Origin of the sequence: Hydrocarboniphaga sp., from assembly GCF_965279055.1 — a bacterium.
Lineage (GTDB): Bacteria > Pseudomonadota > Gammaproteobacteria > Nevskiales > Nevskiaceae > Hydrocarboniphaga.
Window position 1 is genome coordinate 3,804,554 of record NZ_OZ257125.1, and the last position, 19,083, is coordinate 3,823,636.

At 65.4% G+C, this 19,083-nt stretch carries 17 protein-coding genes; 10 read left to right on the forward strand and 7 right to left on the reverse strand.

The annotated features are described in order from the left end of the window. Positions 1-17: 17 nt before the first annotated feature. From urtA to urtE, 5 genes are all read left to right on the forward strand, one after another. Positions 18-1,295 (forward strand): urea ABC transporter substrate-binding protein, encoded by a 1,278-nt coding sequence (gene urtA, locus ACQZF9_RS17140; RefSeq protein WP_428310173.1) that lies wholly within the window; start codon positions 18-20, stop codon positions 1,293-1,295. A gap of 256 nt (positions 1,296-1,551) precedes the next feature. Then, positions 1,552-3,246 (forward strand): urea ABC transporter permease subunit UrtB, encoded by a 1,695-nt coding sequence (gene urtB / locus ACQZF9_RS17145; RefSeq protein ID WP_428310174.1) that lies wholly within the window; start codon positions 1,552-1,554, stop codon positions 3,244-3,246. A gap of 154 nt (positions 3,247-3,400) precedes the next feature. After that, the gene (urtC, locus tag ACQZF9_RS17150) at positions 3,401-4,495 is read left to right on the forward strand and encodes an urea ABC transporter permease subunit UrtC (protein ID WP_428310175.1); all 1,095 of its coding nucleotides are present in this window, start codon (positions 3,401-3,403) and stop codon (positions 4,493-4,495) included. Beyond that, the gene (urtD, locus tag ACQZF9_RS17155) at positions 4,492-5,292 is read left to right on the forward strand and encodes an urea ABC transporter ATP-binding protein UrtD (RefSeq protein ID WP_428310176.1); all 801 of its coding nucleotides are present in this window, start codon (positions 4,492-4,494) and stop codon (positions 5,290-5,292) included. Before urtC ends, urtD begins: the two co-directional genes overlap by 4 nt. A 3-nt stretch (positions 5,293-5,295) precedes the next feature. Next, positions 5,296-5,994, forward strand: coding sequence for an urea ABC transporter ATP-binding subunit UrtE (urtE, locus tag ACQZF9_RS17160; protein ID WP_428310177.1), 699 nt, complete (start codon positions 5,296-5,298; stop codon positions 5,992-5,994). A 227-nt stretch (positions 5,995-6,221) separates the two neighbouring features. Here the strand turns inward: urtE and ACQZF9_RS17165 are convergent, their stop codons facing one another. Next, a complete protein-coding gene (locus tag ACQZF9_RS17165; RefSeq protein WP_428310178.1) occupies positions 6,222-6,929 on the reverse strand; it encodes a GntR family transcriptional regulator in 708 nt (235 codons plus the stop codon). 116 nt (positions 6,930-7,045) lie between these two features. Here ACQZF9_RS17165 and atzF point away from each other — a divergent pair, with 116 nt between their 5' ends. The 5 genes from atzF to ACQZF9_RS17190 all read left to right on the forward strand — a co-directional run bounded on the left by atzF (position 7,046) and on the right by ACQZF9_RS17190 (position 12,707). Further along, on the forward strand, positions 7,046-8,821 hold the full coding sequence (gene atzF / locus ACQZF9_RS17170) for an allophanate hydrolase (RefSeq protein WP_428310179.1): 1,776 nt from the start codon (positions 7,046-7,048) through the stop codon (positions 8,819-8,821). A 250-nt stretch (positions 8,822-9,071) separates the two neighbouring features. After that, positions 9,072-9,761 (forward strand): cysteine hydrolase family protein, encoded by a 690-nt coding sequence (locus ACQZF9_RS17175; protein ID WP_428310180.1) that lies wholly within the window; start codon positions 9,072-9,074, stop codon positions 9,759-9,761. 157 nt (positions 9,762-9,918) lie between these two features. Then, complete coding sequence (locus ACQZF9_RS17180) at positions 9,919-11,508, forward strand: regulator (RefSeq protein WP_428310181.1); 1,590 nt, start codon at positions 9,919-9,921, stop codon at positions 11,506-11,508. Positions 11,509-11,629: 121 nt separating this feature from the next. Next, positions 11,630-12,313 (forward strand): biuret amidohydrolase, encoded by a 684-nt coding sequence (biuH, locus tag ACQZF9_RS17185; protein ID WP_428310182.1) that lies wholly within the window; start codon positions 11,630-11,632, stop codon positions 12,311-12,313. 43 nt (positions 12,314-12,356) lie between these two features. Next, the gene (locus ACQZF9_RS17190; RefSeq protein ID WP_428310183.1) at positions 12,357-12,707 is read left to right on the forward strand and encodes a cupin domain-containing protein; all 351 of its coding nucleotides are present in this window, start codon (positions 12,357-12,359) and stop codon (positions 12,705-12,707) included. 403 nt (positions 12,708-13,110) lie between these two features. On the opposite strand, the gene ACQZF9_RS17195 is transcribed toward ACQZF9_RS17190, so the two are convergent. The 6 genes from ACQZF9_RS17195 to thiL all read right to left on the reverse strand — a co-directional run bounded on the left by ACQZF9_RS17195 (position 13,111) and on the right by thiL (position 18,972). Continuing rightward, entirely contained in the window at positions 13,111-13,605 is a 495-nt protein-coding gene (locus ACQZF9_RS17195; protein WP_428310184.1) for a C40 family peptidase, read from the reverse strand. 189 nt (positions 13,606-13,794) lie between these two features. Next, positions 13,795-14,730 (reverse strand): electron transfer flavoprotein subunit alpha/FixB family protein, encoded by a 936-nt coding sequence (locus tag ACQZF9_RS17200; protein ID WP_428310185.1) that lies wholly within the window; start codon positions 14,728-14,730, stop codon positions 13,795-13,797. Beyond that, positions 14,730-15,476 (reverse strand): electron transfer flavoprotein subunit beta/FixA family protein, encoded by a 747-nt coding sequence (locus tag ACQZF9_RS17205; RefSeq protein WP_428310186.1) that lies wholly within the window; start codon positions 15,474-15,476, stop codon positions 14,730-14,732. The genes ACQZF9_RS17200 and ACQZF9_RS17205 overlap by 1 nt, the downstream gene beginning before the upstream one ends. Before the next feature lie 95 nt (positions 15,477-15,571). Beyond that, on the reverse strand, positions 15,572-17,251 hold the full coding sequence (locus ACQZF9_RS17210; protein WP_428310187.1) for an electron transfer flavoprotein-ubiquinone oxidoreductase: 1,680 nt from the start codon (positions 17,249-17,251) through the stop codon (positions 15,572-15,574). 186 nt (positions 17,252-17,437) lie between these two features. After that, positions 17,438-18,013: a phosphatidylglycerophosphatase A family protein gene (locus ACQZF9_RS17215; RefSeq protein ID WP_428310188.1), complete on the reverse strand. Its 576-nt coding sequence runs from the start codon at positions 18,011-18,013 to the stop codon at positions 17,438-17,440. After that, entirely contained in the window at positions 18,010-18,972 is a 963-nt protein-coding gene (thiL, locus tag ACQZF9_RS17220; RefSeq protein ID WP_428310189.1) for a thiamine-phosphate kinase, read from the reverse strand. Before thiL ends, ACQZF9_RS17215 begins: the two co-directional genes overlap by 4 nt. Positions 18,973-19,083 lie beyond the last annotated feature (111 nt).

Here is a 19,083-nt window from a genome sequence, read left to right on the forward strand (position 1 = left end):
CCATAGAAGGTGATCCAATGAAATTCAATAAATTGTTGATCGCGGCCGCGCTGGCCGCGTCCAGCTTCGCGGCCAACGCCGCCGACACGATCAAGGTCGGCGTGCTGCACTCGCTGTCCGGCACGATGGCGATCTCCGAGACCACGCTGAAGGACACCGTCCTGATGATGATCGACGAGCAGAACAAGAAGGGCGGCGTGCTCGGCAAGAAGCTCGAAGCCGTGGTCGTCGACCCGGCGTCGAACTGGCCGCTGTTCGCCGAAAAGGCCGCCGAACTGCTGGAGAAGGACAAGGTCTCGGTGGTGTTCGGCTGCTGGACCAGCGTGTCGCGCAAGAGCGTGCTGCCGGTGTTCGAGAAGGACAACGGCCTGCTGTTCTACCCGGTGCAGTTCGAGGGTGAAGAGTCCAGTAAAAATGTCTTTTACACCGGCGCCGCGCCGAACACGCAGGCAATCCCGGCCGTGGACTACCTGATGAAGGATCTGAAGGTGAAGCGCTGGGTGCTCGCCGGCACCGACTACGTCTACCCGCGCACCACCAACAAGATTCTCGAGGCCTATCTGAAGTCCAAGGGCGTCAAGTCCGAAGACATCATGATCAACTACACGCCGTTCGGTCACAGCGACTGGCAGTCGATCGTCAGCGACATCAAGAAGTTCGGCAGCGCCGGCAAGAAGACCGCCGTGGTGTCGACGATCAACGGCGACGCCAACGTGCCGTTCTACAAGGAACTCGGCAACCAGAAGATCTCGGCCGAAGACATCCCGGTGGTCGCGTTCTCGGTCGGTGAAGAAGAACTCGCCGGCCTCGACACCAAGCCGCTGGTCGGCCATCTGGCCGCCTGGAACTACTTCATGAGCGTCGACACGCCCGAGAACAAGAAGGCGATCGAGACCTGGCACAAGTTCATCAAGAGCGACAAGCGCACCTTCAACGATCCGATGGAAGCCACGGTGATCGGCTTCAACCTGTGGGTCAAAGCGGTCGAGAAGGCCAAGACCGTCGACGTGACCAAGGTCATCGAAACCCTGCCGGGCCTGGAAGTGCCGAACCTGACCGGCGGCAGCGCCAAGGTTCTGCCGAACCACTACATCACCAAGCCGGTGTACATCGGCGAAGTGCGCGACGACGCGCAGTTCGACGTGGTGTGGAAGACCAAGGGCACCGTGCCGGGCGACGCTTGGAGCGACTACCTGCCGGGCAGCAAGGACATGGAGGCCGACTGGGTGACGCTCAAGTGCGGCCACTACAACACTGCGACCAAGGCCTGCTCCGCTGAAGAGGCAGCCAAGTAATCGAAGCTTGCAACAGCCCGAACCCATCCCCCATCAATCTCCGTTCATCCCGAGTAGACCACGCAGTGGTCGTATCGAGGGACGCATCGTGCTCAAGTCCCTCGATACGCGCCTTCGGCGCTACTCGCGAGGAACGGGGATCGTCGCGGAGCGTCGGGCTGTTTCGATCCTCTCCTGTGGTGAGTGAGAGCCCTGCCCCGGATGGCCAAACACCATCCGGGGCGATTTTTGGCTTTACTGTTGCATTGATCATCCAGTGAAAATCCAACGCTCCATCTGGAAACCTCTGACGCTCGCCCTGTTGCTCGGCGCCGCCGCTCCGCTGCATGCGGAAGACGCACCGACTACAGCAGCGCCCGCAGAGACCAACGAATCCGCCCCCGCCGAAGCGGCCGTCGCAGCACCGCAGGGCTTCGCCGCCCTGGTCGCCGCACTGCCCGAAGCGAGCTACTCCGACAAGGCCGATCTGGTGCAACAGATCGCCGCCAGCGGCGATCCCGCTGCGGCCGGTGTGCTGCGCGCGATGCTGGAAAACCGGCTGTTCGCCGGGACCGACGGTCAGGTGCTGATCTCCGCCAGCGAAGGCGAAGCCAGCTCCTTGAGCGATGCGGTCAGCGGCCAGGCAGTAGCAGCACCCGCCGACGAGCCGAAGAAGGTCGGCACCAACAATTCACTGCGCAAGACGCTGAAAGCGGCGATCGCGCAGCTCAACCTCGCCGACAAGGACCCGGCCGTGCGCCTGGCCGCGGTGCGCGAGATGATGCGCAGCGTCGACGAGGCCTCCACCGCCGCGCTGCGTGCGCATCGCGAATCCGAGAGTGACGCCAAGGTGCAAAGCGCGATCGACATCGGCCTGGCGCTGGCCGATCTGGCCAGCAGCGAAGCCGATGTGCGGCTCGCCGCCGTGCAGCACCTGCAGGGCGACATTTCCAGCGACGTCTACAACGCGCTGCTGCCGCTGACGCAGAAAGCCGAGGACGGCAGCGACAACGAGCCGGATGCGCGCGTGCGCTCGGCGGCGCAGATGGCGGTACGCGGCATCGAGGGCAAGCGCCAGATCTACAGCCGCATCGAGACGCTGTTCTTCGGCCTGTCGCTGGGCTCGGTGCTGGTGCTGGCGGCGATCGGCCTGGCGATCACCTTCGGCGTGATGGGCGTGATCAACATGGCCCACGGCGAGCTGATCATGCTCGGTGCCTACACCGCTTACGTGATGCAGCAGCTGATGCCGCAGCACATCGCGCTGGCGACGATGCTGTCGATTCCCGCTGCGTTCTGCGTCTCCGGGCTGATGGGCGTGGTGATCGAGCGCGGCATCGTGCGCTTTCTGTACGGCCGGCCGCTGGAGACGCTGCTGGCGACGTTCGGCCTGTCGCTGATCCTGCAGCAGCTGGTGCGCAGCATCTTCTCGCCGTTGAATCGCAGCGTGCAGACGCCGGAATTCATGAGCGGCTCGCTGACCCTCAACGACGCGCTGTCGCTGACCTACAACCGGCTGTACATCGTTATCTTCATGTTCATCGTGTTCCTGGCGCTGCTGACCATCCTCAAACGCACCTCGCTGGGCCTGAAGGTGCGTGCGGTGTCGCAGAACCGCGCGATGGCACGCGCGATGGGCGTGCGCACCGAATGGGTCGACGCGGCCACCTTCGGCCTGGGCTCGGGCATCGCCGGCGTCGCCGGCGTGGCGCTGAGCCAGCTGACCAATGTCGGCCCGAATCTCGGACAAAGCTACATCATCGATTCGTTCATGGTCGTGGTGTTCGGCGGCGTCGGCAGCCTCTGGGGCACCTTGATCAGCGGCATGTCGCTGGGCGTGGTCAACAAGCTGCTCGAGCCCTATGCCGGCGCGGTGATGGCGAAAATTCTGGTACTGGTGTTCCTGATCATGTTCATCCAGAAACGGCCGCGCGGATTGTTCCCGCAGAAAGGCCGGGCGGCGGAGGGCTGATCATGATCCGTAAACTCCTGCTGCTTTTCCCTTCTCCCTGCGGGAGAAGGTGCCCCGAAGGGGCGGATGAGGGCGTCGCAGCACACGCGCACTTCAAGGCCCTCACCCCTGCCCCTCTCCCGGAGGGAGAGGGGATGCGAAGCGGAGCCGCGTCATGATTCGTCGTCTGTTGTTAAGCGACCGCGGCAGCCAACTGTTCTTCGCCGCTCTGCTGCTGATCGCGGTGCTGATCCCGCTGCTGAACCTGGCGGTCGCGGAAGGCTCGGCGCTGCACGTGCCCGGCTACACCGTGACCCTGATCGGCAAGTACATGTGCTACGCGCTGCTGGCGATCGCGGTCGATCTGATCTGGGGTTACTGCGGCATCCTCAGCCTGGGCCACACCGCGTTCTTCTCGCTCGGCGGCTACGCGATGGGCATGTACCTGATGCGCCAGATCGGCACGCGCGGCGTCTATGCCGACCCGGTGCTGCCCGACTTCATGGTGTTCCTGAACTGGAAGGAACTGCCCTGGTTCTGGCATGGCATGGATCACTTCGGCATCGCGATGCTGATGGTGGTGCTGGCGCCCGGCCTGCTCGCCTTCCTGTTCGGCTGGTTCGCGTTCCGCTCGCGGGTCACCGGCGTCTACCTGTCGATCATCACGCAGGCGCTGACCTACGCGCTGCTGCTGGCGTTTTTCCGCAACGAAATGGGCTTCGGCGGCAACAACGGCCTGACCGATTTCAAGGACATTCTCGGCTTCGACCTGCAATCGCCGAACACGCGCATCGGCCTGTTCCTGATGACCGCTTTGATGCTGGCGATCGGTTACGCGCTGTGCCGGACCATCATCGGCTCGCGCCTGGGCCGTGTCGTCGAGGCCGTGCGCGACGCCGAAAGCCGTACGCGATTCATCGGCTACAAGGTCGAGAACGTGAAGCTGTGGTTGTGGACCTTCTCGGCGATTCTCGCCGGCATCGCCGGCGCGCTGTACGTGCCGCAGGTGGGCATCATCAATCCGGGCGAATTCGCGCCGATCAATTCGATCGAGGTCGTGGTCTGGGTTGCGGTCGGCGGCCGCGGCACGCTCTACGGCGCGGCGCTCGGCGCGTTCATCGTCAACTACGCCAAGACCTATTTCACCGCAGCGCTGCCGGAAGTCTGGCTGTATGCGCTCGGCGCGCTGTTCGTCGGCGTCACGCTGTTCCTGCCGCAGGGCATCGTCGGCCTGATCTCCAGGCTTGCGACCAAGAGGAAAGCCTCATGATCGGCGGCCGCCTGCTCGGTCAGCGCCGGCGCTCGAACGCGCCCAAGCTCGACCTGTCGCACAACATCATTTTGTACCTGGAAGGCATCAGCGTCAGCTTCGACGGCTTCAAGGCGCTGAACGATCTGAACCTGTACATCGAAGCCGGCGAGCTGCGCTGCATCATCGGCCCCAACGGCGCCGGCAAGACCACGATGATGGACGTGATCACCGGCAAGACCCGGCCCGACACCGGCAGTGCCTGGTTCGGCCAGACCACCGACCTGCTGTCGATGAGCGAGCCGGAGATCGCGATCGCCGGCATCGGCCGCAAGTTCCAGAAGCCGACCGTGTTCCCGAACCACACCGCGTTCGAGAACCTGGAGCTGGCGATGGCCGGCGACAAGTCGGTTTGGAAGGTGCTGTTCGCCAAGCTCAACAGCGCGCAGATCGACAAGATCGATCATGTGCTGAAGACGATCGGTCTTACTGAAAAGCGCGACGTGCTGGCCGGCGGCCTGAGCCACGGCCAGAAGCAGTGGCTGGAGATCGGCATGCTGCTGATGCAGTCGCCGGAGCTGCTGCTGGTGGACGAGCCAGTCGCCGGCATGACGCCGCAGGAGACCGAGCGCACCGCGGAGCTGCTGGTGTCGCTGTCCGGCGAACATTCGGTGGTCGTGGTCGAGCACGACATGGAGTTCGTGCGCTCGATCGCGCGCACCGTCACCGTGCTGCACCAGGGCTCGGTGCTCGCGGAAGGCTCGATGGACCAGGTTCAGAACGATCCGAAAGTGATCGAAGTTTATCTAGGCGATTAGGCGATGCTCTCGATCAAAGGCCTCAACCAGTTCTACGGCGGCAGTCACACGCTGTGGGACATCGACATGGAAATCGCGACCGGCTCGCGCACCTGCCTGATGGGCCGCAACGGCATGGGCAAGACCACGCTGTTGCGCTCGGTGATGGGGCTCGTGCCGGCAAGCTCCGGCGAGATCACGTTCGACGGCGGCAAGGATTTGCGCAAGGTTTCTGCCGACACGCGCGCCAGTCTCGGCATCGGCTTCGTGCCGCAAGGCCGCGAAATTTTCAGCCAGCTGTCGGTCGAAGAAAACCTGCGCATGGGCCTGATCGCCAAGCGCGAGCGTCCGGCCGACGCGCTGGAGCGTGTCTACACGCAGTTCCCGGTGTTGAAGCAGATGCTGCGCCGCCGTGGCGGCGATCTGTCCGGCGGTCAGCAGCAACAGCTGGCGATCGGCCGTGCGCTGCTGCTGCAGCCTAAACTGCTGATCCTGGACGAGCCCTGTGAAGGCATTCAGCCGAACATCGTCCACGAAATCGGCGACCTGCTGATCCGGCTCAATGCAGAGACCGGGCTGACGGTGCTGATCGTCGAACAGAAGCTGCCGTTTGCGCGCCGCGTTGCCAGCGATTTCCGCATTCTCGACAAGGGCCGCGCGGTGGCTGGCGGCGCGATCGGTGAGCTGACCGACGAGATGGTCAAGCATCATCTGACGGTTTGATGTTTCAGGTTTTCGAAGCCATGACCACACTCGGTTCCTCCCGATCACGACGTGGCCTACTCGGCAGGAACCGGATCCGGCTTGTTCGTCATTCCCGCGAAGGCGGGAATCCAGTGATGGCGCGGCGCACACTGGCAAGAACTGGATTCCCGCTTTCGCGGGAATGACAAGCTAAGGAACCTCTGATCAAGTCCTGCACGGGCGCGCAGGACTGGATTAGAGGTTCCCTAAACGCTGCGTACTGTCCGCCGCGGCTTGCCCTTGGCCCGCGACAACTGCTCCAGCGTGATCGTCTTCGCCGCCAGCTGGCTGCGACGGATATGCTGGGTCAGCGCCTGCTGCGCACTGACGATGTCGCGCTTGAGCAGGTGCTGACAGATCGCGTAGTGCTCCTTGTAGGTCAGCTCCACACGCTGGTTTTCGGTGAAGTCGAGTCGGCGGATGATATGGATCGCGTGATTGATTCGCGACAGATAATCGGCCAGCACCAGGTTGCCGCCGCCTTCGGCCAGCGCGATGTGAAAGCTCTCGTCGAGTTCGGCCATGGTTTCGACGTCGACCCTGCCCTTGGGCTGGCGCGCCGGGTCCCATTTGCGCGCGAGCTCGCGTATCGACTTGTCCGGCATGTGCGTGCCGGCGACTTCCAGCGCGCACATTTCCAGCGCGATGCGCACTTGGTAGTGCTCGTCGATTTCCTCGATGTCGATGTCGCGGATGAAGCAGCCCTGCTTGGGCCGCACCGTCAGATAGCCCTCGAGCTGCAGCCGCTGCAGCGCCTCGCGCACCGGCGTACGGCTGACGCCGAAGCGCTCGGCCAGCTCGGTTTCGGTGACACGCGAGCCCGGGTAGATCTCGAAGCCGAGAATCAGCGCTTTCAGCTGCGAATAGACCTCCTGGGCGCTGCCGCCCCTGAGGATCGCGCCGCTGCTGCTCATTGGTCTGGCCCGGACATGGCCGCATTGTAGGCAATGTGGGGCACGGATAGGCGCGCATGTTGCATACAACATTGCGCGCCAGATCCAGCTGGCGTCTTCGTCCAGGAGTCGCCGTCATGAGATTGCCGGAGGACCTGTCGCTGGCCGCGCTGCGCTCCGCGTATCGCAGCGGCGACTGCACACCGCGCCAGCTGCTGGCCGCGTTGCGCCAGCGCGCGCTGGCCGCGAATCCCGAATTTCATCTGTACATCACGCTGCTCGATGACCTGCAGCTCGAACCCTACCTGGTAGCACTCGACGGCCGCGATCCGGCCTCGCTGCCGCTGTACGGCATCCCGTTCGCAATCAAGGACAACATCGATCTCGCCGGCGTGCCGACCACGGCCGCCTGCCCGGCTTACGCCTACACGCCGCCGCGATCGGCGACGGCGGTGCAGCGGCTGATCGATCTGGGTGCGGTGCCGACCGGCAAGACCAATCTCGACCAGTTCGCCACCGGCCTCAACGGCACGCGCTCGCCTTACGGCGAATGCCCGAACTCGGTGCTGCCCGAGTATCCCAGCGGCGGCTCCAGCTCCGGCTCGTCGCTGGCGGTGGCGCTGCAGCTCGCCAGCTTTTCATTGGGCACCGACACCGCCGGCTCGGGCCGCGTGCCGGCGGCGCTCAACGGCCTGATCGGCGTCAAGCCGACGCGTGGCATCGTCTCCACCGATGGTGTCGTGCCCTGCTGCCGCTCGCTGGACTGCATCAGCCTCTTCAGCCGCAGCAGCCGCGACGCGGCCGAGCTGCTGGCGCTGCTCGCGCGATATGACGAGGCGCAGCCCTACAGCCGGCGCAATCCGGCCTGGAACGCCGCGGTGCTCAGCGCGGCGCCGGCCGCGTTCCGCTTCGGCGTGCCGCGTGCCGACGACATGCCGTGGCTGGGCTGCGACGAAGGCGCGGCGCTGTTTGCGCGGGCAAGCGTCGCGCTGAAAGCCATCGGCGGCACGCCGGTCGAAATCGACATCCTGCCGTTTCTCGAAGCGGCGCGGCTGCTGTACGCGGCGCCCGGCGCGGCCGAGCGTTACGCCGCGTTCGGCCGCTTTATCGAGCAGCAGCCGGACGCGGTGCTGCCGGTGATACGCGAGGTGGTGCTGCCCGGCGGCAGCGCCAGCGCGGTCGAGCGCATCCATGCAGCCGAGCGCCTGCAGCAGCTCAAGCTGATCTGCGACCGCACGATGGCCGCGCTGGATCTGGTGCTGACGCCAACGATCCCGCGCGCTTACACCCGTGAGCAGATTCGCGCCGAACCGGTGCTGCGCAACAGCGAGTTGGGCACTTACACCAACTTCATGAACCTGCTCGACTACGCCGCGGTCGCGGTGCCGAGCGGCCAGCAGCGCAACGGTCTGCCCTGGGGCGTGAGCCTGTTCGGCCGCGCCTACACCGATCAGTTTCTGCTGAGCGTCGCGCAGGCGCTGCAGTGCCAGCTGCCGCGCAACGCGAGCTTGCGGCCAGGCGATCGCATGCGCCTGGTCGTCTGCGGCGCGCATCTGCAGGGCCTGGCGCTGAATCATCAGCTGCTGGCGCGCGGCGCAATGCTGGTCGAAGTCACGCATAGCGCGCCGAAATACCGCCTGTTCGCGCTGCCCGGTGGCCCGCCGTGGCGGCCGGCGATGGTGCGGGCCAGCGGCGACGATGGCAGCGCAATCGAAGTCGAAGTCTGGGAAATGCCGAGCAGCGAAGTCGGCTCCTTTCTTGCCGGCATCGGCGCGCCGCTAGGGCTGGGCAAGATCGAACTCGCCGACGGCCGCGTCGAGACCGGCTTCATTTGCGAGGAGGCCGGCGTGAGCGGCGCGGCCGATATCAGCGCATTTGGTGGCTGGCGCGCTTATCAGGCGTCGCTGGGATGATTGCGGATATAGAACGCTTGCGTCCCTCGATACGCCTCGCAAGCGAGGCTACTCGGGATGAACGGGATCTTGTCGATGCCCGAACAAAACCCCGTTCGTCCCGAGTAGCCGGGCTTTTTCCGGCGTATCGAGGGACACGACCGCGCTCGCAGCTCGCACTACGTCAAACGCACACCCCATCCGGCGCGTTCGCCTACCCGCAGAGGCACGGATGCTGCGTGATCACTTCACAGTTCAAGGGAGCGCGCGCATGACGACGGCAGCCAGCAACACGATCGCCGCAGAGCCATATCCGCTGGCGTTTTCGCCGGCGAGCACCGCGCTGCTGATCATCGACATGCAGCGCGATTTCATCGAGCCGGGCGGTTTCGGTGCGATGCTCGGCAACGACGTCACGCTGCTGCGCGCGGCGATCGCGCCCTTGCAGGCGCTGCTCGCGGCGGCGAGAAAAAAAGGCCTGTTCATCCTGCACACACGCGAAGGTCACCGCGCCGATCTGAGCGACGCGCCCGCGGCCAAACTCGCACGTGGCCACGGGCCGACACGCATCGGCGATGCCGGGCCCATGGGCCGCATCCTGATCCGCGGCGAAGCCGGCCACGACATCATTCCCGAGCTGTATCCGCTGCCCGGCGAGCCGGTGATCGACAAGCCCGGCAAGGGCTCGTTCTGCCAGACCGATCTGGAACTGATCCTGAAAAACCGCGGCATCCGCACGCTGATCGTCTGCGGCGTGACCACCGAAGTCTGCGTGCACACCACGGTGCGCGAGGCCAACGACCGCGGCTTCGAGTGCCTGGTGCCGGCGGATTGCGCGGCTTCGTATTTCCCGGAATTCCACGCGATGGCGCTGCGCATGATCGTCGCGCAGGGCGGCATTTTCGGCTGGGTTGCGGACTCGGCGCGGGTCATCGCCGCGCTGGAAAAAATGAGCATCTGATCTTTTGCCTTCTCCCTCCGGGAGAAGGTGGCGCGAAACGCCGGATGAGGGCCTGCGCAGTTCGCGCGCACTTCGAGGCCCTCACCCCCTACCCCTCTCCCGGAGGGAGAGGGGAGCAAGCCATTTTTTCGGGGAGTAGCACCAAGGGAGAGGCACCATGAGCACCGCAACATCGCAACAACCGAAGATCTGGGTTCCCGGGGACTGGAACGCGTTCTTCGGCTTCGGCACCAACATCCTGGTCAACCTGCTGACGCTCACGGCGCTGATGCGCTACGTGCTGAAGCTGCCGGATGATCTGATCTTCGGCCGCATCCTGCCGGCCACCGGCCTGATGCTGTTCCTGTCCACGATCTACTACGCATATCTGGCGTACAAGCTTGCGATTCGTACCGGCCGCAGCGATGTCTGCGCGCTGCCTTCGGGCATCAGCGTGCCGCACATGTTCGTCGTCGTGTTCGTGATCATGATGCCGATCGCCGGCGCCACCGGCGACCCGATCAAGGGTTGGGAAGCGGGCCTGACCTGGGTGTTCGTGCAGAGCTTCGTGCTGATGATCGGCGGCTTCGTCGCGCCTTTCATCAAGAAGATCACGCCACGCGCGGCGCTGCTCGGCGCGCTCGCCGGCGTGTCGATCGCCTTCATCTCGCTGCGGCCGGCGCTGGACATGTACATGGATCCGGTGATCGGCATCGTCTGCTTCGCGATCCTGCTGTCGAGCTGGTTCGGCGGCGTGCGCTATTTCAAGGGCATTCCCGCCGGCCTGGTCGCGATCGCGGTGGGCTCGCTGATCGCCTGGGGCGGGCTGGCGTTCGGCTTTCATTTCGGCGGCATGAGCCTCGAGAAACTCGGCGGCTCGTTTGCCAGTTTCGGCTTCAGCTTTCCGGTGCCGGAGTTCGGCCACGTGTTCGGCGGCTTCGAGTATCTGGGCGTGATCCTGGTCACCGCGATCCCGTTCGGCATTTACGATCTGGTCGAGGCGATGGACAACGTCGAGAGCGCCGAAGCCGGCGGCGATCACTACCCGACCACGCGCGTGCTGACCGCCGACGGCGTGGTCAGCCTGATCGGCTGCTGCCTGGGCAATCCCTTCATCAACGCGGTCTACATCGGCCATCCGGGCTGGAAGGCGATCGGCGGCCGCATCGGCTATTCCGCCGCGACCGGCGTGATGGTGCTGATCCTGTCGTGGTTCGGCATCCTGGCGGTGATGATGGCGCTGATTCCGGTGGTCGCGATCTCGCCGATCCTGCTCTACATCGGCATGCTGATCGGCGCGCAGGCGTTTCAGGAAACGCCGAAGAATCACGCACCGGCGGTGATCCTGGCGCTGATTCCGCAGGTCGCCGGCTGGGGCAAGCTGATGATCGACAACGCGCTCGGCGCGGCCGGCACCAACGCGGCCACCGTCGGCCTCGACAAGCTCGCCGGCATGGGCGTGCTGTATCACGGCCTCGAATTGTTGGGCGGCGGCGCGATTCTCGGCAGCCTGATTCTCGCCGCGATCGCGGCCTGCATCATTGACCGCACGTTTGCGAAAGCCGGCGGCTTCGCGCTGGCCGGCGCGGTCCTGACCTTCTTCGGCTTCATGCACAGCGAGGCGATCGGCATCGCGAAGACGCCGCTGGTGGCACTGAGCTATCTGGGCGTCGCGGCGCTGCTGTTCGGCTGCGCGAAGTTCAGCGTGGCGAAGGTGACGGCGACGCGGCCGCAGGAGACGCTGCCGGGGGCGGAAGCGGCGCTGTGATTTGAACCCTCTCCCCTTGTGGGAGAGGGTGTCGCGAAGCGACGGGAGAGGGGTTGTGCTCGCACCCCTCTCCCCCGCCCCTCTCCCACAAGGGGAGAGGGGAGAACAACAGGAAGGCAACATGACCGAACTCACCATCCAGGCCGAACCCTACCGCTGGCCCTACAACGGCGATCTGCGTCCGCAGAACACCGCGCTGATCATCATCGACATGCAGACCGATTTCTGCGGCATCGGTGGCTATGTCGACAAGATGGGCTACGACCTGTCGCTGACGCGCGCGCCGATCGAGCCGATCAAGCGCACGCTGACGCGGCTGCGCGAACTCGGTTATCACATCATCCACACGCGCGAAGGCCACCGGCCGGACCTGTCGGATCTGCCGGCGAACAAGCGCTGGCGATCAAAGCAGATGGGCGCCGGTATCGGCGACGCAGGCCCCTGCGGCCGCATCCTGGTACGCGGCGAACCGGGCTGGGACATCATCGAAGAACTGTACCCGCTGCCCGGCGAGCCGATCATCGACAAGCCCGGCAAGGGCTCGTTCTGCGCCACCGATCTGGAACTGCTGCTGCGCGTGCGCGGCATCGACAACATCCTGCTGAGCGGTATCACCACCGACGTCTGCGTGCACACGACGATGCGCGAGGCCAATGATCGCGGCTTCGAATGCGTGCTGCTGGAAGACTGCTGCGGCGCCACCGATCACAATAACCATCTCGCCGCTTTGCAGATGATCAAGATGCAGGGTGGCGTGTTCGGCGCGGTGTCGAACTCGCAGTCGCTGTTGGAGGCGCTGGCCTGATCCGCTGTAGTCTGTGCGCTGATCCGATCCGTGCACAGAACCGATGAAGCCGATTGCGCTGCAGGGAATGTTCGACATCGCCAGCCGCCTGCGCGCCGAGGACTGGCAGCCGTTCCACGCCGGTATCGACTGCTATCCGATTTACGAAACACCGGACAACGGCCCCGCCGCGGTGCTGCTGCGCTACCAGCCCGGCGCGCGGGCGCCGGCGCATCATCATCAGGGTTACGAGCACATCTTCGTCTTGTCCGGCAGCCAGAGCGACGAGCGCGGCCATCATCCGACCGGCAGTTTCATGGTGCATCCGCCGGGCAGCGATCATCACGTGCATAGCGAGGAGGGCTGTGTGGTGCTGGCGATCTGGGAGCGGCGGGTCAGTTTTATCGGCGAGTGACCGCTGCACCAGTAGGAGCGGATCCTATCCGCGACTGAGGCCGCGACGGCACAGTCGCGGATAGGATCCGCTCCTACTGCGGTCGGTCGGTAGAAACTCATTTATCCAGTCGAGCATTGAGCCGCACTTTCACGAAGCTCATGTGCCCGTCGGCCGTGCGCCGCGCCAGCGCCGCATGGAGCGCCACGGCATCGTGCCGCCGACGCATCTGCATTAGGTTCCGCGCAAGCGGGCGCCGTTGAAGATCGTGACGTCGTCGTGTGCTGTGTGACGGCAGTTTCCGTGGCTGAAATCCAGACTCGCTGAACGGCCGTCGCATCGACCAATCGTGGCCAGCGCGCACAAAAAAGGCGGGTCGCGACCCGCCTTGCCTTGAAACCCGAAATTGGAAACCCGGCTGCGCTCAGAGCACGCGGCGGATCTGCACCAGGCGGCGGTTCCAGTCCTTGGTGAGCTGCGTGCGGATCACCTGACCGGCGGCCGGCGAGGCGTGCACGATCTCGCCGTCGCCGGCGTAGACCGCAACGTGCAGGCGGCGCTTGCCCCAGCGATAGAACATCAGGTCGCCGGGACGCAGGTTCTTGGCGTCGACTTTCTTGCCGAGCTTGATCTGCTCGCTGGTGCTGCGCGGCAACTCGATACCGACATGGGTGAACGCCGCACGCACCATCGCGGAGCAATCGGTCTCGGATACCGCGTTGCCGCCGAGGCGATACGGCATGCCCAGCATCGATTCGGCACTGGACAGCACCACTTCGCTGGGCTTCTGCTCGACTGCCGGCACGGCGGCGATCGCGGCGGGGCTGGCGGTGGGCGCGGCTGGCTCGACCACGGCCACCGCGGCGCACGCATTCCATGAAGCCAGCGCCAACAGCGGCGCGATCAAAAATCGGATCAAGGTTTGATTCTCTGTATGGCTGCGTGCCGCCTCCCTTGAGAGAGGCGACATGACCGCCGGACGACGGCCGGGCGGGCGAGACCGCTGGGCGTCACCCCATTTGCTGGCTGACGCTCAGCTGAATGCCATGCAATAAAAAGGCCGCATCGGGCGTCGATGCGGCCTCGGTTGCAGCCTGGTTACCGGAAGTTACAGCTTGCCTTCCAGCTCCGGCACCGCGGTGAACAGATCGGCGACGAGGCCGTAGTCGGCGATCTCGAAGATCGGCGCTTCGGCGTCCTTGTTGATCGCCACGATCGTGCGCGCGTCCTTGATGCCGGCCAGGTGCTGGATCGCACCCGAGATGCCGGCGGCGATGTACAGCTCCGGCGCGATGATCTTGCCGGTCTGGCCGACCTGCAGATCGTTCGGCACGTAGCCCGAGTCAACGGCCGCGCGCGATGCACCGACCGCCGCGCCCATCTTGTCGGCGAGGCTGTAGATGATCTTGAACGCGTCGCTGGAGCCCAGCGCGCGGCCGCCGGAGACCACCTTGCGCGCCGCCTGCAGGTCCGGACGCTCGCTCTTCTGCGCTTCCAGGCTGACGAAGCGGGTGTGCGTCGGCAGCGCCGCGCTGGTGCTGGCCGATTCGATCGCGGCGCTGCCGCCGGCGCCGACCGCGGTGAACGAGGCCAGACGCACCGTGGCGACGATCGCCGGGGATGCCGGGGCTTCGACCGTGACGATCGCGTTGCCGGCATAGGTCGGGCGATCGAAGCTGGTCGGGCTGTGCGCGACCATGATGTCCGACACCTGCTGCACGCCGAGCTTGGCCGACACGCGCGGCGCGGTGTCCTTGCCAAACGCGGTGCCCGGAAACAGCACGTGGCTGTAGCCGGACGCCAGTTCGACGATCTGCGGCGCGTAGGTCGCGGCGAGGATGTCCTTGTTCGCGGCGGTCTCGACCTTCAGCACCTTGGTCACGCCGTCCAGCGTCGCCGCTTCGGTCGCAGCGGCGCCGACGTCGCTGCCCAGCAGCGCGACGACGATCTCGCCACCGATCTGCTTGGCGGCGGCCACGACCTTGGCCGTGGCGGAGTTCAACTTACCGTCGGAGATTTCTCCGATCACCAGAATCTTGGCCATTACACGAGCCCCTTTGCTTTGAGTGCGGATACCAGTTCATCGACCGTCTTCACGATCACGCCCTTGCTGCGCTTGGCGGGCGCCGTGGTCTTGGTGACCTTCAGCGACGCGCCCTTCTCGACGCCCAGGTCGGCGAAGCTGACCACTTCGATCGGCTTCTTCTTCGCCTTCATGATGTCCGGCAGCTTCAGGTAGCGCGGCTCGTTCAGACGAAGATCCGTGGTGATCACCGCCGGCAGGTCCACTTCCAGCGTTTCCAGGCCGGCGTCGACTTCGCGCGTGACCTTGGCCTTGTCGCCTTCCAGTTCCACCTTGCTTGCGAACGTCGCCTGGGCGATGTCCAGCAGCGCGGCGACCATCTGGCCGGTCTGGTTGGCGTCGTCGTCGATCGCCTGCTTGCCGGCGAAAAACAGCTTGGCGTCTTCCTTCTTGAGCGCGGCGGCGAAAGCGCGCGCAGCCGTCAGCGGCTGGATGTCGCCTTCTTCCTTGATGTGGATCGCACGGTCGGCACCGAAGGCCAGCGCCGAGCGCAGGGTTTCTTCGTTCTTGGCGCCGCCGATGGTGATCGCGATGATCTCGCTGATCTTGCCTTTCTCTTTCAGACGAACCGCTTCTTCCATCGCGATTTCGTCGAACGGATTCATCGAATGCTTGACGCCGTCGGTGACCACACCCGAGCCGTCACTCTTCACCTGCACGCGGACGTTGTAGTCCACCACTCGCTTGACGCTGACCAGTGCTTTCATTCGCTCTCTCGATTCACTCAGCTATTGGTTGAGACATTTGGTGGGCGGCCACCTTAGCAAGGCTGGCAGACACCTGCCTACGTTGTTGCGACGACCTACATGTTCGGATAATTGGGGCCGCCGTTACCCTCGGGCGCGATCCAGGTGATGTTCTGGGCCGGGTCCTTGATATCGCAAGTCTTGCAGTGCACGCAGTTCTGCGCATTGATCTGGAAGCGCTTGTCGCCGGTCGCAGCGGTCACTACCTCGTAGACGCCGGCCGGGCAGTAGCGCTGCGCCGGCTCATCAAACATCGGCAGATTCTTGCCGATCGGCACGCTCGGGTCGGTCAGCTTCAGATGTACCGGCTGATCTTCCTCGTGGTTGGTGCTCGACAGGAATACCGACGACAGCTTGTCGAAGCTGAGCTTGTTGTCCGGCTTGGGGTAGACGATTTTCTCGGACTCCGACGCCAGCTTCAGCGTCTCGTGATCCGGCTTCAGGTCACGCAGATGCCAGGGCGCCTTGCTACCGAACAGCTTCTGCTCGATCCAGTTGATGGTGCCGCCGATCAGCGCGCCGAACTTGTGGATCGCGGCGCCGAAGCTCTTGCTCTTGTACAGCTCGTCGTAGAGCCAGCTGGCCTTGAACTTGTCCGGATAGCCGGTCAGCGTGTCGCCGCCTTCCGAGCCCGCCTGCAGCTTGTCGGCGATGGCTTCGGCGGCGAGCATGCCGCTCTTCATCGCGGTGTGGCTGCCCTTGATCTTGGCGAAGTTCAGCATGCCGGCGTCGTCGCCGATCAGCGCGCCGCCCGGGAACACCAGCTTGGGCAGCGCGTTCAGGCCGCCCTTGACGATCGCACGCGCGCCGTAGCTGAGGCGCTTGCCGCCTTCCAGATACTTGGCCGCGACCGGGTGATGCTTGAAGCGCTGGAACTCGTCGAACGGCGACAGGTAGGGATTGCTGTACGACAGGTCGACGATCAGGCCGACGACCACCTGGTTGTTCTCCAGGTGATACAGGAACGAGCCGCCGGTATTGGCGGTGCCGACCACGTCCAGCGGCCAGCCGGCGCCGTGCACGACCAGGCCCATTTCATGTCGGGCCGGCTCGATTTCCCAAATTTCCTTCAGGCCGATCGCGTAGTGCTGCGGGTCCGCGTCGCTGGCCAGGTTGTAGCGCTCGATCAGGCGCTTGCCGAGATGGCCGCGGCAGCCTTCGGAGAACAGCGTGTACTTGGCGCGCAGCTCCATGCCCGGCGCGTAGTCGGCCTTGTGCTCGCCGTTGTGACCGACACCGAGGTCGCCGATCTGCACGCCGCGAACGATGTTCTGCTCGTCGATCAGTACTTCCTGCGCGGCGAAGCCGGGGTAGATTTCGACGCCCAGACCTTCCGCCTGCGTCGCCAGCCAGCGGCACAGGTTGCCGAGCGAGATCACGTAGTTGCCGTGATTGTGCATCGTCGTCGGGATCATGAAGTCGAGGAACTTGAACGACTTCGCGGCGCTGTAGAACAGATGCAGTTCGTCGCGCTTGACCGGCGCATTCAGCGGCGCGCCCAGCTCTTTCCAGTTCGGGAACAGCTCGTTGAGCGCGCGCGGCTCGAACACCGCGCCGGACAGAATGTGGGCGCCGACTTCGGAGCCTTTTTCAACGACGCAGACGCTGATTTCCTGGCCCCGCTCGGTGGCGAGCTGCTTGAGCCGGCAAGCCGCGGCGAGTCCCGAAGGACCGGCGCCGACGATCAGTACGTCGTACTCCATTACGTCCCGTTCGACGGGCGTGTCTACCGACATTCTGGTAACTCCGAGGTGGATTCGTGGATCTGGGTCCGCCCGGGTGGCTGGGCCACCGGGCGCCTGGCGGAATCCGCAGGGCGGTCCCCCTGTGGAGGCCATGCCTCCGCAGCGCCCACTATTATCCCATTGCTGCGGGCGCCGGGCCAAGCCTTAAGCGCCCACCATCGGCGGCCGGAGAGCCCCCTACGGCAACGCGACCCCGGCGAATCGCATCGCCAGGTACAGCACCGCGGCCGAGGCCAGGCCAGCCAGGCCGTCGTCGAGCATCACGCCGAGGCCACCATGGACACGCCGGTCCAGCCAGCCGATCGGCCAGGGCTTGAGGATGTCGAATACCCGGAACAGGCCGAACGCCAGCGGCAGCCAGGCCAGCGACACCAGCGCCAGGTAGTGATAGGCCAGCACCAGCGGCGCCGCGGCGATCAGAAAACCGACGATCTCGTCGAACACGAAGCCGGGGTAGTCGCTGACATGCAGCAGCCGAGCGCTCTCGCCGGTGGCCCAGCAGCCGAACACGAACAGCAGCGCGCAGGCGGCGAGGTAGTACGGCCAGGTTAGCGCCGACAGCAGCAGGTACAGCGGCACCGCGGCCAGGGTGCCCCAGGTGCCGGGCGCATGCTTGGCCAGGCCGGAGCCGAAACCGAAGCTGATCAGGTGCACCGGCGTGCTCAGGATCAGCCGCACCGGGGGCGGCGGAATCGCATCGAACTTGTCGCGCTGGCGCTGGGCCATGGCGTTTTTCAGGGAGGCTTTTTTCATGTGAAGTGACGATAGCCGAGTTCGCTTACCGCCAGCGGTGCGCCGTGCACGTCGACCACGCCGAGGCCGCTGCCAGCTTCGATCTCGCCGATATCGGTGAGCGCGCAGCCCAGCGCGGCCGCGCGACGCCGCGCCTCGCTCAGCTGCGACGGCGCAATGCACAGGCACAGTTCGTAATCGTCGCCGCCGGCGAGTTGCAGCCGTGCGCGATCGGCGGCTGGCGCCAGGCGATCAAACGCGGTCGAGGCCGGCAGCCGCGCCGCATAAACATGCGCGCCGACGCCGCTGGCCTTGAGCACGTGCGACAGATCGGCGGCGAGACCGTCGGAGAGATCGATCGCCGCATGCGCGATCTCGCGCAGCGCCTCGCCCAGCGCCAGCCGCGGCGTCGGCCGGTCCAGCCGCGCGCGCAGGCTCGGCGCGTCGTCGGCGCGTGAATCGTCGCCGGCGCGCCAGCGATCCAGCGCCAGTGCCGCGTCGCCCAGCGTGCCGCTGACGCAGACCCGATCCCCGGCCCGCGCGCCGCTGCGGCGCAGTGCGCCGCCGGCCGGCACGATGCCGAGCGCGGTGATGGTGATGCTCAGCGGCCCGCGCGTGGTGTCGCCGCCGACCAGGTGCACGCCGGCCTGATCGGCGAGCTGCTTGAGGCCGTCGGCGAAGCCGGCGAGCCAGCTTTCATCAGCTTGCGGCACTGCCAGCGCGAGCGTGAACCAGCGCGCCCTGGCGCCCATCGCGGCGAGGTCGGAGAGGTTTACCGCCAGCGCCTTCCAGCCGACGTCGAACGCGCGGCTTTCTTCGGGGAAATGGCGGCCACTGATCAGCGTGTCGCTGGTGATCGCCAGCTCGTAGCCCGGCGGCGGCGCCAGCAGCGCGCAGTCGTCGCCGATGCCGAGCACGACGTCGTCGGCCGCGCCCGACAGCGGCGCGAAATAGCGGCGGATCAGTTCGAACTCGTCCATGGATCGATTTTCGGGCTCGGAACCCACTTCCAGGCGAACCACTGTAGGAGCGGACCCTGTCTGCGACTCAGGCCCATCCGACGCAGTCGCGGACAGGGTCCGCTCCTACAG